At 73.1% G+C, this 14,157-nt stretch carries 10 protein-coding genes; 4 read left to right on the top strand and 6 right to left on the bottom strand.

Features of this window, described 5'->3' with window-relative positions:
• Positions 1-70: 70 nt before the first annotated feature.
• From PP1_RS04585 to PP1_RS04595, 3 genes are all read right to left on the bottom strand, one after another.
• Positions 71-1,006, bottom strand: a complete 936-nt coding sequence (locus PP1_RS04585; RefSeq protein ID WP_010240302.1) for a cation diffusion facilitator family transporter — start codon at positions 1,004-1,006, stop codon at positions 71-73.
• An 86-nt stretch (positions 1,007-1,092) separates the two neighbouring features.
• Complete coding sequence (locus tag PP1_RS04590; protein WP_010240303.1) at positions 1,093-3,597, bottom strand: ATP-dependent Clp protease ATP-binding subunit; 2,505 nt, start codon at positions 3,595-3,597, stop codon at positions 1,093-1,095.
• A gap of 78 nt (positions 3,598-3,675) precedes the next feature.
• Positions 3,676-4,575, bottom strand: coding sequence for a hypothetical protein (locus PP1_RS04595; RefSeq protein ID WP_139323857.1), 900 nt, complete (start codon positions 4,573-4,575; stop codon positions 3,676-3,678).
• Between the two features lie 251 nt (positions 4,576-4,826).
• On the opposite strand from PP1_RS04595, the gene PP1_RS04600 reads away from it, so the two are divergent.
• Complete coding sequence (locus PP1_RS04600; RefSeq protein WP_029239895.1) at positions 4,827-6,302, top strand: amino acid permease; 1,476 nt, start codon at positions 4,827-4,829, stop codon at positions 6,300-6,302.
• A gap of 10 nt (positions 6,303-6,312) precedes the next feature.
• Here the strand turns inward: PP1_RS04600 and PP1_RS04605 are convergent, their stop codons facing one another.
• Together PP1_RS04605 and PP1_RS04610 are read right to left on the bottom strand one after the other, a co-directional pair.
• The gene (locus PP1_RS04605) at positions 6,313-7,575 is read right to left on the bottom strand and encodes an FAD-dependent monooxygenase (protein ID WP_010240311.1); all 1,263 of its coding nucleotides are present in this window, start codon (positions 7,573-7,575) and stop codon (positions 6,313-6,315) included.
• A gap of 95 nt (positions 7,576-7,670) precedes the next feature.
• Complete coding sequence (locus tag PP1_RS04610; protein ID WP_029239896.1) at positions 7,671-8,936, bottom strand: FAD-dependent monooxygenase; 1,266 nt, start codon at positions 8,934-8,936, stop codon at positions 7,671-7,673.
• Between the two features lie 260 nt (positions 8,937-9,196).
• Between PP1_RS04610 and PP1_RS04615 the strand changes: the two genes are divergently transcribed.
• Positions 9,197-10,582, top strand: coding sequence for a lipopolysaccharide biosynthesis protein (locus tag PP1_RS04615; protein ID WP_010240316.1), 1,386 nt, complete (start codon positions 9,197-9,199; stop codon positions 10,580-10,582).
• Between the two features lie 48 nt (positions 10,583-10,630).
• Here the strand turns inward: PP1_RS04615 and PP1_RS04620 are convergent, their stop codons facing one another.
• Positions 10,631-11,533 (bottom strand): ATP-grasp fold amidoligase family protein, encoded by a 903-nt coding sequence (locus tag PP1_RS04620; RefSeq protein WP_010240318.1) that lies wholly within the window; start codon positions 11,531-11,533, stop codon positions 10,631-10,633.
• A 257-nt stretch (positions 11,534-11,790) separates the two neighbouring features.
• On the opposite strand from PP1_RS04620, the gene PP1_RS04625 reads away from it, so the two are divergent.
• Both PP1_RS04625 and PP1_RS04630 read left to right on the top strand, forming a co-directional pair.
• Positions 11,791-12,792 carry a glycosyltransferase family 2 protein gene (locus PP1_RS04625; RefSeq protein WP_157179021.1) on the top strand — a complete coding sequence of 334 codons (1,002 nt, stop codon included), beginning with the start codon at positions 11,791-11,793 and terminating at the stop codon, positions 12,790-12,792.
• A gap of 55 nt (positions 12,793-12,847) precedes the next feature.
• Positions 12,848-14,068 carry an MFS transporter gene (locus tag PP1_RS04630; protein WP_010240321.1) on the top strand — a complete coding sequence of 407 codons (1,221 nt, stop codon included), beginning with the start codon at positions 12,848-12,850 and terminating at the stop codon, positions 14,066-14,068.
• The last annotated feature ends 89 nt before the right edge of the window (positions 14,069-14,157 follow it).

Raw genomic sequence — 14,157 nt, forward strand, 5'->3', positions numbered from 1 at the left:
CGATTCCAGCGCAGGGACCGGTGGGGCACGACGGCCACCGTTCCCCCGGACGCCCCGAGGCGCTCGGTCCTCAGCCGCAGTGGTTCTCGTGCCCCACGTGGGCCGCGTGCTCGACCTGCAGGGTCGAGTGGTCCAGCCCGAACCGCTCCCGCAGGACGTGCGTCGCGGTGTCGAGCACCGACGCGTCCCCGCAGTGCACGGAGTGCTCCTCGGCGACGACGAGGTGCGCCGACATCGCCGGGGTCCGGTCGTTGATCGCCCACAGGTGCAGGTCGTGCACCTCGGTGACCCCGGGCAGTGCGAGCAGTGCGTCGCGGACCTCGTCGGCGTCGACGCCCTTCGGGGCACCCTCCAGCAGCACGTGCGCCGCCTCGCGCAGCAGCGACACCGCGCGCGGCAGGATCAGCGCGACGATGAACAGCGACGCGACGGTGTCGGCCCAGGGCCAGCCGGTCGTCATCAGCACCACGGCCGCGGCGAGCACGCCGACGGAGCCGAGCGCGTCGCCGAGGACGTGCAGCATGGCGCCGCGCATGTTCATGTTGCCGCGGTCCCCGCCGGACAGCACGGCCAGCGAGACCAGGTTGCCGACCAGGCCGAGCGCACCGATGACCAGCAGCGGGACGCCGGGGATCTCGACCGGCTCGAACAGCCGCTGCACGCCCTCGACCGCCACCCAGACGACGACGGCCACCAGCGTCAGCGCGTTCAGCGCCGCGACCAGCACTTCCGCCCGGCCCATCCCGTAGGTCCGCCGGGCGGTCGCCGGCCGGGCCGCGAGGATCGTGGCGATGAGCGCGGCGACGAGCGCGCCGGCGTCGGTCAGCAGGTGCCCGAGGTCCGCGAGCAGTGCCAGCGAGCCGGTGAGCACCGCCCCGGCCGCGCCCAGCACCGCCGTCACCAGGGTGACGCCGAGCGCGACCGCCAGCCGCCGCCGGTCGGTCCCCGCACCGGCGTGCCCGTGGCCGCCGTGCGGCTGCCCGCCGTGACCGTGTCCGTGACCCATGCACGACACCCTATACATGCACGTATTCGCATGTCTAAACGGATGAGGCTCCGGCTGATCGGCACCTGACCGGTGGGACGGGTGGACTACGCCGCGGCGTCGATCTCCAGCTCGCCGTCCCGCACCCCGACCCGGACGGTCGTCCCGGGGCCGATCCGGCCGTCCAGCAGCATCGACGACAGCGGGTTGTCGAGCTCCCGCCGGATCGTCCGGCGCAACGGACGGGCCCCGAACTCCGGCTGGTGGCCGCGCTCGGCGAGCAGCCGGACGGCGTCGCCGGAGATCTCGAAACCGATCTCGCGGGCGGCGAGCCGCTCCCGGGTGTCGTCGAGCAGCAGCCCGGTGATCTCGGTGAGCTGCTCGGTGTCGAGCCTGCGGAACACGATGGTCTCGTCGATCCGGTTGAGGAACTCCGGCCGGAACACCTCGCGCAGCCGCGGGGTGAGCCGCTCGCGGAGCACCGCGTCCTCGCGCTCGGAGGCCGTCGACTCCTGCGAGGCCGCCGAGCCGAACCCGAGGGTCATGCCGTGCCCGGTGATCAGCTCGGACCCGACGTTCGACGTCATGATGATCACGGTGTGCCGGAAGTCGACGGTGCGTCCCTGGCCGTCGGTGAGCCGGCCGTCGTCGAGTACCTGCAGCAGGGTGTTGAACACGTCGGGGTGCGCCTTCTCGACCTCGTCGAGCAGCAGCACCGAGTACGGCCGGCGGCGGACGGCCTCGGTGAGCTCGCCGGACTCGCCGTAGCCGACGTAGCCGGGCGGGGCGCCGACCATCCGCGCGACGGTGTGCTTCTCGCCGTACTCGCTCATGTCGAGGCGGACCATCCGGTCCTCCTCGCCGAACAGCGCGACGGCGAGCGCCCGTGCCAGCTCGGTCTTCCCGACGCCGGTCGGGCCGAGGAACAGGAAGCTGCCGACCGGCCGGTCGGTGTCCCCGAGACCGGAGCGCGAGCGCCGGATCGCCTCGGCGACCGCGGTGACGGCCGCGTCCTGCCCGACGACGCGACGGTGCAGCTCGTCCTCCAGCCGCAGCAGCCGGTCCCGCTCGGCCTCCGTGAGCTGGGTGGCCGGGATGCCGGTCGCCCGCGAGACGACCTCGGCGATCTCGTCGACACCGACCACCGGCGCCTTGCCCTGCGGGTCCGCCGGGTCGGCGGACAGCTTGTCCCGGGCGACGGTGATCTCGTCGCGCAGCTGCGAGGCCCGCTCGTAGTCCTCGTGCGCGACGGCCTGGTCCTTGTCCCGGGTCAGCTGGTCGATCTGCTGCTCGATCTCGCGGTGGTCCACGGTCGGTGTGCGGGTACGCAGCCGCACCCGGGCGCCGGCCTGGTCGAGCAGGTCGATCGCCTTGTCGGGCAGGAAACGCTCGGTGACGTAGCGGTCGGACATCTCGACCGCGGCGCGCAGCGCCTCCGGCGTGTAGCGCACCTGGTGGTGGGCCTCGTAGCGGTCCGCCAGCCCGCGCAGGATCGCGACGGAGTCCTCGATCGACGGCTCCGGCACGAGCACCGGCTGGAACCGGCGGGCGAGGGCCGAGTCGGACTCGATGTAGCGGCGGTACTCGTCGAGCGTCGTCGCGCCGATGACGTGCAGCTCGCCGCGGGACAGGGCGGGCTTGAGCAGGTTGCCGGCGTCCATCGCGCCGCCGCCCTCGCCGCCGCCGGTACCGGCGCCGACCATGGTGTGCAGCTCGTCGATGAACACGACGAGGTCGTTCGAGTGCTCGCGGATCTCCTCGATCAGGGTCCGCATCCGCTCCTCGAAGTCGCCGCGGTACTTCGTGCCCGCGACCACACCGGCCAGGTCCAGCTGCACGACCCGGCGGCCGCGCAGGGTGTCGGGGACCTCGCCGTCCGCGATGCGCTGCGCGATGCCCTCGACGACGGCGGTCTTGCCGACACCCGCCTCGCCGATCAGGACGGGGTTGTTCTTGGTCCGCCGGGAGAGGACCTCGATCGTCTGCTCGATCTCCTCCTCGCGGCCGATCACCGGGTCCAGCCGCCCGCCGCGCGCGGCCACGGTGAGGTCCTGGCCGTACTGGTCGACGGTCGGGGTCGACGTCGGCTCCTGCTCCGCGGCCGTCCCGCCGCCCGGCGGCCCCGCCTGCGGGGCCGGGGTGCCACCACCGGTGGTCATCGAGCCGGGACTGAACCTGGACCGGGCGAGCAGCCGTCCCGCCGCGGACTCCTCGTTCGCGGCGAGGGCCAGCAGCAGGTGCTCGGGTCCGATGTAGGTGGACCCCAGCGACCGCGAGACCTGGTGGGCGTCGAGCAGCGCGCGCTTCGCCGACGGGGTCAGCGACGGAGGCCGGCTCGGGTCGACCTCGGCCCCGGGGCGCGGGAGCCGCTCCTCCAGCGTGCGGGCGATGGCGTCGGGATCGCCGCCTGCCCGGGTGATCCACCGCCGGGTCGTCTCGCTGCGCGCGCACGCGAGGAGGATGTGCGTGGCGTCCAGATCGGTGTCCCCGCGCTGCACGGACTCCTGCGCGGCGCGGGCCATGATCTCCCGCGCGCCCGCGCTCATCAGGCGGGTCAGGTCGATCCGGTGGACGGGTCCACGCGGGTCGCCCGGGCCGAAGAAGCCGGTCATGGGTCACCTCTCGTCGGGGACGGACGCCGAGGTGGTTTCCCCGCGCCCGCCGCGCCGAAACGGGGACGGCCCCGAGGTTCAGCCGGCTGCGACGGCCAGCACGTCGTCGGCGACGTCGCGGCAGGCCGCCCAGCCGTGCTCGACACCCCGGTCGGCCGGATAGCTCAGCAGCACCGCGAGCGCCCGGTCCTCCCAGGCCAGCACGCAGTTGACGTTCCAGGTCCCGGCGCCGTGCAGCGTCCAGCCGTTCTTCTCGGCGACGGGGCCCGGCAGGGTCGCACCGATCCCGGAACGTCCGTCCGGGGTGATCGAGGCCAGGTCGGCGAGCAGCTCGCCGCCACCCGGCCACTCGGGTGCCCGGTCGCGCACGCACGCCAGGATCCGGGCCGCGTCGACGGCGGTGAGCTGGGTGAACGACCACCACCCCCGGCGCGACGTCGACACCTCGACCCCGCACTCGCCGTCCAGGCGGGCGGTGCTCGCGTCCCGGCCCAGCCGCCGGTAGAGCCGCTCGGCCGCGTCGTCGTCGCTGGCACGGACGGCGGCCGTGATGTCGGCGCGCTCGGCCGCCGTGACCGGCCGGCCGGCCTCCGCCGCGGCGCGCAAGGTGTCCGCGGCGAGCCATGCCTTGATCGTCGCCTCGGCCTCGGTGCGGCGTTCGGCGGCGTCCGCGGAACCGGTCCACTCCCCCGTCGCGGTGTCGAGCAGCGCCCAGGACAGTGCCAGGCCGTCCTCGTCCGCGCGGGACACCGCGACCGAGCCGGGCGGGCGGGTGACGACGTCGACGGCCTCCACACCGCTCAGCGCCCCGGCGAGCCCGGCCGGGGCCACCGGCCCGGCGACCCGTGGCGCCTCGGCCGCCGCACCGACCGTGACCGGCCCGGGCGACGGAGGTCCACCGGCCACGAGGACCGGCGTCGTGACCGCGACGACCACGGCCAGGACGCCGGCACAGGTCCGTAGGCGACCTCGGGGCACCGCTCCCCCGTTCCCGACCGGCAGGCGGCGGGGACGCCGCGCGGGACACCGATACCACCCGATCGTGACGCGGCCCGGGGGGTTCCGGACAGCGGGCACGGAACGTTCACACAGGATTATCAGGAACGATCACCGACAGCGTCCGCCACCGGACACCGCGTGATGATCCGGACACCGTCCCGGGCCCGTCCGGCGTGCGGGGGCCGGTCGGCATACCGTCACGCAACAGTCGAGCGAACGGGGGATGTCGGGTGGGATGGACGCGCACGATGCCGGTGGAACGGATCCTGGCGCGCACCGGGGACGGGTCCGGCAGCGATCTGCGACGCACGCTGAAGGCCCGCGACCTGGTCGGGTTCGGGGTCGGGATCATCATCGGCACGGGGATCTTCACTCTGGCCGGGGTGGAGGCCAGGCAGCACGCCGGACCGGCCGTCACGTTGTCGTTCCTCGTCGGCGCCGTCGTCGCCGGCCTGGCCGCGGTCTGCTACGCCGAGCTCGCCTCGTCGGTCCCGACCGCAGGATCGGCCTACACCTACGCGTTCGCGACCCTCGGTGAGGTCTTCGCGTGGATCATCGGCTGGGACCTGCTGCTGGAGTTCGGGCTGGGCCTCGCCGTCGTCTCACGCAGCTGGTCGGGCTACCTCGCCGAGCTGTTCGGGCTGCCGGCCGCCTGGTTCGGCGAGGACGCGACGGTCAACGTCGGCGCCGTCGCGATCATCGCGGTCCTGACCGCGGTCGCCGTGTCCGGTATCCGGGAGTCGTCCCGGCTGACGAACCTGCTCGTGCTGGTGAAGCTCGCGGTGTGCGTGCTGATCCTGGGCATCGGCGCGTTCTACGTGGACCCGGACAACCTCACGCCGTTCGTCCCGCCGGCCCAGCCGCCCGAGGGCGGGGGCACCGTGTTCACCCAGCCGATCATCTCCGGGGTGTTCGGCCTGGAGCCGACGGTCTTCGGTGTCGGCGGGATGCTCACCGCCGCCGCGGTCGTGTTCTTCGCCTACACCGGGTTCGAGGCCCTCGCCAACCTCGGCGAGGAGGCGAAGCGGCCGGACCGCGACCTGAAGATCGGCCTGCTCGGCGCGCTCGCCGTCTGCGCGGTGCTCTACGTCGGCGTCTCGCTGGTGCTGACCGGGATGGTCCCCTACACCGAGATCGACACCGGTGCTCCCCTCGCCGCGGCCTTCTCGTCGGTCGGGCTGCCGTGGATCGGCGCGCTGATCGCGATCGGCGCCGTCACCGGCCTGACGTCGGTGATGATGGTCGAGCTGGTCACGATCGGCCGGATCGGGTTCGCGATGGGCCGGGACGGCCTGCTCCCGGAGTCGATCGGGACGGCGCACCCGCGCTGGGGCACCCCGCACCGGATGACGATCATCGGCGGCGCCGTCTGCGCCGTGATCGCGGCCTTCACCCCGATCACCGCGCTCGCCGACATGGTCTCGATCGGCGCCCTCTCGGCGATGATCATCGTGGCGATCGCGGTCCCGGTCCTGCGACGCAGGCGTCCGGACCTGGACCGCCCGTTCCGGGTCCCGTTCTCGCCGGTGGTCCCGGCGATCACCGCCGTCGCGTGCCTCTACCTGATGCTGAACCTCAACCTCGACACCTGGATCCGGTTCGTCGGCTGGCTGGTCCTCGGGCTGGTCGTCTACGCGTTCTACGGCCGGAAGCACTCGTTCCTGGCCCGGGACCGCCGGGAGGCCGAGGAGGACACCCCGGCCTGATGCCCGGGCCTCAGCCGTTCAGGAGCTCCGACGGGGCCTGGGACCGGCCGATCTCGCCCCGCCCGACGGCGCGCCGCACCCGTCGCGCGGTGGTGAGCCGGCGCCGGACCTCGCGGACCGGTTCGATCTGGGTGATGTCGTGCAGGCGGCGGTGCAGCCGGCCCTGGTCCCCGCGGCGGTCCAGCAGCGACCAGGCGAAGTCGATCGGGTCGGTGCCGTCGAGCCGCTGCGGGACCGTCTCGAACCACTCCATGCTGCGCCGGGCCATCCGCTGGATCGGCGCCATCGTCGCCCGGCGACGGGCGTCGTACCCGGCGAGCGCGGCCTCGACGTCGTCGGTGCCGGGCAGCCCGCCGGGGTACAGCTCCTCGGCCAGCGCGATCGCGTCCGCGACGGCGAGGACGGTGCCCGAGCCGATCGCGAAGTGCGTGGTGTGTGCGGCGTCGCCGAGGAGCACGACCTCGCCGTCCCGCCAGGACATGTTGCGGACCTCGCGGAAGGTCAGCCACGGCGAGGCGCCCATGCCGGGCGGTGCGATCAGCGAGTGGCCGTCCAGCGAGCGCTCGAAGATCCGCTCCAGGAACCGCATCGCCTCCTGCGGGTCCATCGCGTCGAGGCCGAGCCCGGTCCAGGTCTCCGGCGTGCACTCGACGATGCAGGTGCTGACGCAGTCCGCGGCCGGGTACGCGTGGAACCAGATCCAGCCGGCCGCGGTGCGCTCGAAGGCGAACGTGAAGGGCCGGAACGCCTTGGTGGTGCCGAACCACACGTAGCGGTTCGCGCCGTGCGCGACCCGGGTGCCGAACGCGTCCGTGCGGCGCTGGCGGATCGCCGAGCCCACCCCGTCCGCGGCGACGACGACGTCCGCGTCCGCGGTGAGCGGGTCGGCCGCCGTGTCACCGTCGGCGGCGGCCGCCGTCTCGAAGTGCAGCCGGACCCCGACCTGGCGGGCCCGCTCGGCGAGCACCTCCAGCAGCCGGGAGCGGCCGATCGAGTAGCCGTAGCGCCCGCCGAGGTGCACCGTCCGGCCGGCGATCTCGACGACCTGCGAGTCCCAGACGTGCGCGGCGGCCCGCACCCGGTCGGCGCCGACCGGATCGGTCCGGTAGAGCTCGTCGAGAATGTCCTCACCGAGGGTCACGGCGAAGCCGGACGCCGTGCCCGGCGCGTTGCGTTCGACGAGGACGACCTCGTCGCGACCACCGGACCACAGGCGAGCCAGGATCGACAGGTAGAGCCCGGCGGGCCCACCGCCGACACATACGATCTTCACGCAAGACCCCAATCGGCATCCGTCCGGCGACCGTCCGGACGCACGTTACGAGACCGTGATCGGGGGACGGTGGGCGGGGCACCGCCCCCTGATGGTCACTGTCCGTGACTCTCGCCGGACGGCCGGCTGCTCCCCTCACGGAGCGCGGCACGGCGGACCCGGCGGGCGGTCGTCAGACCGCGGCGCACCTGGCGCAGCGGCCCGATCTGGGTGGCCTTGTGCAGCTGGTAGTGCAGCCGGCCCATGTCACCGCGCCGGTCGGTCAGCGACCAGGCGAACTCGACGGGGTCACCGACCTGCTCCAGCTGCCGGCCCGCCTGCTCGAACCACTGCATGTTGCGGCGGGCGGCGTCCTGCACGGGGCGGACGACGGCACGGCGGCGCGCGTCGTAGGCGGCCAGTGCGGCGCCGCGGCCGTCGGGCCGGTCCAGCTCGACGACGTCCCGCGGGCTGCCCGGGGCCCCGTAGAGGGAGTCGGCCAGCGCCAGCGAGTCCTGCATCGCCAGCACGGTGCCCGAGCCGATGCCGAAGTGCGTGGTGTGCGCGGCGTCGCCGACCAGGACGAGATCGCCGTCGCGCCAGGTGCGGTTGCGGACCTCGCGGAACCGCAGCCAGGGCTTCTCGGCGAGCCCGCCCGGCGGCTCGACCAGCCGGTGCCCGCCCAGCGTCCGCGGGAACAGCGACGTGATCATGCGGACGCCCTCGTCCGCCGCCATGGTGTCCAGCCCCAGGCCGGTCCAGGTGTCCGGCTCGCACTCGACGATGCAGGTGCTCAGCCCGTTGGACGACGGGTAGAGGTGGATCCAGATCCACCCGGCGTCGGTCCGCTGGAAGTCCCAGACGAAGGTGTCCGAGTCGCTGTCCGCGCCGAGCCAGATGTAGCGGTTCGTGCCCTCGTCGATCGTCGTGCCGAAGTGCTCGGCCCGCCGGGTCCGCAGCCTGCTGGAGATCCCGTCCGCGGCGACGACGATGTCGGCGTCGACGTCCTCACGGCCGGCCGGCGCCGCATAGCGCACGTCGACCCCGAGCTGCTCGGCCCGGCGCGCCAGCACGTCGAGCAGCTCCACCCGGGCGATCGAGTAGCCGTACTTGCCGCCGACGTGCACCGGCCGGGCGTCACCGACGCGGATCTCCTGGGCGTTCCACAGCCGCGCGGCGCGGCGCAGGGCCTGCCCGCCGTCGGGATCGTTCCGGAACGCGTCGTCGAGCAGGTCCTCGCCGAAGGTCACGGCGAAGCCGTGTGTCTCGCCGGGCCGGTTCCGCTCGTGGACGACGACCTCGTCGCGGCCACCGGACCGCAACTTGGCGAGAATCGCGAAGTAGAGGCCCGCGGGCCCCCCTCCTACGCACGCGATACGCACGCGAACCCCCTCCGGTTCACCGCTTCACTCCAACGGAGGGACCGTAGCGCAGCACTTGCGGTACCCGATCGGGTGTGCTGTGCCGGGCCGCTCCACAGGGGACGGCGCCCGAGGTCGGCCCGGGTCGGGCACGGTGCGGCGCGACCCGGCCGGTTGCGCGCACCCGAACGGCCGACCCCGGAGCGTCACGGTTAGCGTGGTCGGGTGGTGCACACCAGCAACGCCGTGATCCGACGCGCCCCCCGCGGGGCGGGTGACCGGTGAGCGTCGGGACCGTGGTCGCCGGGCGCGTGCGCTCGGCGCGCCGGGAGATGGCCAACCCGCTGTACCGCAACGCCTACGCGCTGATGCTGAACACGATCGTCAACTCCGGGTTCGGCCTGCTGTACTGGATCTTCGCCGCGCGGGTGTTCACCACCGAGGAGGTCGGCCGGGGCAACGCCCTGGTCAACCTCATGATGATGATCTCGGTGCTGACCTCGCTGAACTTCGGCCAGGCGATCGTCCGCTTCCTGCCGACCGCCGGGCGCGACTCGGCGTCGCTGGTCCGGCTCGCCTACGCGATCTCGACGGGCACGGCCGTACTCGGCTCGGCCGGGGCGATGATCTACTGCCACCTCGCCTACGCGCCCGGTGACCCGCTGTACGTGGCGCCCGGGTTCGGTGCCTGGTTCGTCGTCTCCACCGCCGCCTGGTCGATCTGGAGCCTGCAGGACCAGATGTTCACCGGGCTGCGCTCCGCGATGTGGGTGGTGCTCAAGAACGGGGTCTACGGCCTGGTCAAGCTGGGCCTGCTCGTGGTCGTGGCGCTGCTCGCCGTCGAGGACGGCGTGTTCACGTCGTGGTCCGCACCGGTGATCGCCATGCTGGTGCCCTTCGCCCTGCTGATCGCCCGGCGGCTGCTCCCGCGGCACTCCGAGGAGTCCGCGGCGATGGCCGACGCGGGCGCACCGGACCGGCGGACCCTGAGCCGCTACATGGCGGGCGACTACCTCGGCCAGGTCTTCAACCAGGCCATGTCGTCCTTCCTGCCGGTCCTGGTCGTCATCGTGATCAGCCAGCAGGCGAGCGCGTTCCTGCTGCCCGCCCAGACCGTCTTCCTCGCCATGAGCATGCTGTCGGTCGCGATCACCTCGGCGCTGGTCGTCGAGGGTGCGCGCGACCCCGAGCGGGCGCACGTGTTCGCCCGGGCCGTGCTGCGGCGGATCTGCGTGATCGTGCTGCCCTCGGCCGTGGTGATCGGGCTGGCGGCACCGCTGCTGCTGTGGTTCTACGGACCGGAGTACGTCGAGAACTCGACGCTGGTGCTGCAGCTGCTGATGGTGTCGATGTTCCCGCGGGTCGTCGTCACGCTGTGGATGACCAAGTCCCGGCTCGCGAACCGCACCGGCGGGCTGGCCGTGCAGCAGCTCGTGCACGCGACCATCGTGCTCGGCGGGATCCCGCTGCTCGCACCCACGCTGGGCGTCGACGCCGTCGGCTGGGCATGGCTGGCCGGCGAGCTGCTGCTCGCGATCGTGTTCGCCCCGTCGGTGATCCGCTGGCTGCGCCGGCCGGCCCCGCCGACCCGCCCGGCGGACGACGACACCCGCCCGATCGGTGGCCCCGACGAGCGCACCCACGAGTTCCCCCGCGTCGAGGACTGACGGGCCGGCGAGGACCGACGGGCTCCGGCCCGGGCGGGCCGGAGCCGCTCAGCGGGTCGCGGCGGCCCGGTCGATGAACTTCTCGGGGATCGGGGTGCCGTGGCGCCACAGGTTCCCCAGTGCCCGGTCGAACGCCCGCGGGCGCAGCCGGACCAGGCCCCCGCCGGGGTTGTGCGTGATCTCGCCGAAGTAGACGTGGCCGTCGACGTCGTAGAGGTCGATCCGGGCGAAGGTGAAGTCCTTGCCGAGGGTGCGCGCGATCTCCAGCATCCGGTCGTAACAGGCCGGCTTCTCCGGGAGCGCCTCCGCCTGCGCGAACCGCCCGGCGATCCGGAACGGCACCCAGTCGGGGTGCAGCATCGTGGAGGTGTGCGCGACGAACCGGTTCTGGTCGACGACGACCATCGCCGGCTCGCCGTGGAAGACGAAGAACTTGTAGTCGTTCGGCGCGCCCGTCCCGTCGCCGATCATCTCCTCGACGACCGCCCGCGGGGTGAGCCCCTCGTAGGGCCGCTCCCGCCAGCCGTGCCGGAAGAAGTCGGTGTTCAGCCACCGGGCCACCGCCGAACGGATCTTCGCGTGGTCGGCGGCGGCCGGGTGCGGCACGAGGATCGTCATGTCGCAGCCGTGGGTGCCCTTCACGACGTAGGGCTGCTGCGGTGCCTCCAGGTCGAGGTCCTCCGCGCGCTCGACGACCTGGACCAGCGGGATGAGGTGCTCGGCCCCGATCCGGTCGGCGACGTGCTCGCGCACCCGGTACTTGTCCGCCGTGATGTGGACGAGTTCGGACTGTTCACCGAGATTCTTCTTCGCGAGGAGTTGCGCGTAGGTCCTCGGTTTCCGCAGCGTCGATATTTCACCCTGGAACAGCGCATGGTGCATGATCGCGAATGCGCGGTGCGGCAGGAATCGGAGCCGGCGGGACAGCATCACCCGGGCGTCGAACGACATTCTGTGGACGATAGCGGGCGCCGCTCGGCGCACCCCGCGGAGGTCCGGTGACGCCCGGTCACCGCACCGGACGGTGCTTTCGCCGCGGGGGGCGTAACCCTCCGGAGCCGGGATCCGTTGTGAATTGCAGGGAATGGTCACCTCGTCGGCCCAGCGGCCGGCGCCGGCCATGCCGCTGCGTCACACCTGTTCGTCCGTCCGCCCGGAGTGGTATCGGCCGAGCGTGATCCCGAGGGAGTCTTGATAACGTGCCGATCGTGCGGAACCGCGACGTTCTGGTGACGGTGATCACCCCTGCCTACAACGTGGGCCCGTGGATCGGCGAGTCGATCGATTCCGTGCTCGCGCAGACCGAGTCACGCTTCGAGTACCTGATCGTCGACGACGGCTCGACCGACGACACCGCCGAGATCGTGCGGGCCCGCGCGGAGCGCGACCCCCGGATCCGGCTCCTGCAGGTCGAGAACGGCGGGTCCGGCGCCGCGCGCAACCGGGCACTGGCCGAGAGCGCCGCCCCGTTCGTCGCGTTCCTCGACGGCGACGACCGCTGGCACCCGCAGTTCCTGCGGCACATGCTCGAGACGATGTACACCGCGCCGCCCGGGGTCGGCATGGCGTACTGCCACACCCGCGTGATGCTGGAGAGCGGCCAGGTCGTGGCGCTGCGCTGGCAGCCCTCCGGCGTCGTCGACATCGACAAGCAGCTGGTGGAGAACAACCCGCCGCACAACGGCAGCTCGCTGATGATCCGCCGGGCCTGCTTCGACCAGGTCGGCGGCTTCGACTCGTCGCTGCCCTCGGCCGTCGACTTCGAGATGTGGCTGCGGATCGCGGCCGGGTCGAACTACCCGCTGATGTGGGGCACCCGCCGGTTCCTGCTCGACATGCGCCTGATGCGGGCCGGGTCGATCAGCTCGAACCGCCAGCGCCGCTTCGAGTGCCTGGACAAGGTGATCGCCGAGTACGCGCCGTCGATGCGCCGCAAGCACCCGGGTCTGGCCTACATCCGGCCCGCCGTGTTCGCCTACCGCGACGGGCTCGACGACTTCGGCGACCGCTGGTCGCTGCTGGCCCGCGAGGCCGGCGCGAAGGAGCTCGCCCGCGACTCGTGGGGCCGGTCGCTGCTGGCGTGGAGCAGCGCGGGCCGGGAGCGCCGCGCCCAGCTGCGCAACCTGCGTGACGGCGCCCGCAGCGGCGCCTACAAGGGGATGTCCGGCGCGCTGCGCACCGCCGGGAGGATCAACGCGATGCGCGGGTGACCGCCCGGGAGAACCGGGTACGGGGCCACCCGGTGCGTCCTGCATCATCGGTGCCGTGACGGGACGAACGACCGCGCCGCCACCCGGACGGACCGAGCGACGCGCGCGGGCCGGCGTCGGGCTGGTGTTCCTCACCAACGGGCTCGTCTACGCGAACCTCCTGCCGCGGTTCCCGGAGATCAAGGACGACCTGGGGCTGAGCAACGCCCAGCTGGGCGTGGCGGTGGCCGCGATGCCGTTCGGCGCGCTGCTCGCGGGTCTCACGGCGGGCGCGCTGATCGCCCGGTTCCGTTCGTCGCGGGTCGCGTCGTTCGGGATGGCCGCGATCGCGGTCGGTGTCGTGCTGGTGGCGTTCGCCCCGTCGTGGGGGCTGTTCGCCGCCGCGATGTTCCTGGTGGGCGCGGCGGACGCCGTCGTCGACGTGGCGCAGAACGCGCACGGCCTGCGGGTGCAGCGCCGGTACGGGCGGTCCATCCTCAACTCGTTCCACGCGGTGTGGTCGGTCGGGGCGGTGGCCGGCGGGCTGATGGGTTCGGCGGCGGCCGGGACCGGGGTGCCGCTCGGCCTGCACCTGGGCCTGTCGTCGCTGCTGTCGGTGCTGATCGCCGTCTCGGTGTACCCGCTGCTGCTGCCGGGCCCGGAGGAGACCGAACGCCCGGCCGACGAGGACGAGCCCGCCGCCACCGGGCGGACGCGGCGTCCGTGGGCCGGCCTCGCCGGGCGCACCGTGCTGCTGCTGCTCGTGTTCGGCGTGATCGCCAACTCGGGGACCCTCGTCGAGGACTCCGGGGCCACCTGGGCCGCCGTGTACCTCCAGGGGCTGGGCGCAGGCGCGGCGGTCGCCGGCCTCGGGTTCGTCGCGCTGCAGGGCTGTCAGTTCGTCGGGCGGCTGCTCGGCGACCGGATGGTGGACCGCTTCGGGCAACGGCTGGTCGCCCGGACCGGTGGCGCGCTGGTGCTGGCCGGAATGGGACTCGCGCTGGCGTTCCCGACGGTGCCCGGCACGATCGCCGGGTTCGGGATCGCCGGGTTCGGCGTCGCGACGCTGGTCCCGGCCGCGATGACGGCCGCCGACGCGCTGCCCGGCCTCGCCCCGGGCACCGGGCTGACCGTCGTCACCTGGCTGATGCGGATCGGGTTCCTGGCCTCTCCCCCGGTCGTCGGCGTGATCGCGGACGCCACCGAGCTGCGCGTCGGGCTGCTCGTCGTTCCGCTCGCGGGGCTCGTCGTCCTGCTCGTCGCGGGGGTGCTGACGGGCCGGTCCGCGAACCGCTGACGCGGCGTGTACGCCGATCGACAGCATCGCGACCCGCTGCGACAGGATCAGCCGTGCATCTCGACATGATCCGGGCGCGGACATACCGT

The sequence above is a fragment of the Pseudonocardia sp. P1 genome (genome assembly GCF_000178675.2).
Lineage (GTDB): Bacteria > Actinomycetota > Actinomycetes > Mycobacteriales > Pseudonocardiaceae > Pseudonocardia.

Coding starts and splice junctions, on each gene's coding strand:
- PP1_RS04620 (WP_010240318.1), bottom strand. CDS start 11,533: ATGTCGTTCGACGCCCGGGTGATGCTGTCCCGCCGGCTCCGATTCCTG.
- PP1_RS04590 (WP_010240303.1), bottom strand. CDS start 3,597: ATGACCGGCTTCTTCGGCCCGGGCGACCCGCGTGGACCCGTCCACCGG.
- PP1_RS04585 (WP_010240302.1), bottom strand. CDS start 1,006: ATGGGTCACGGACACGGTCACGGCGGGCAGCCGCACGGCGGCCACGGG.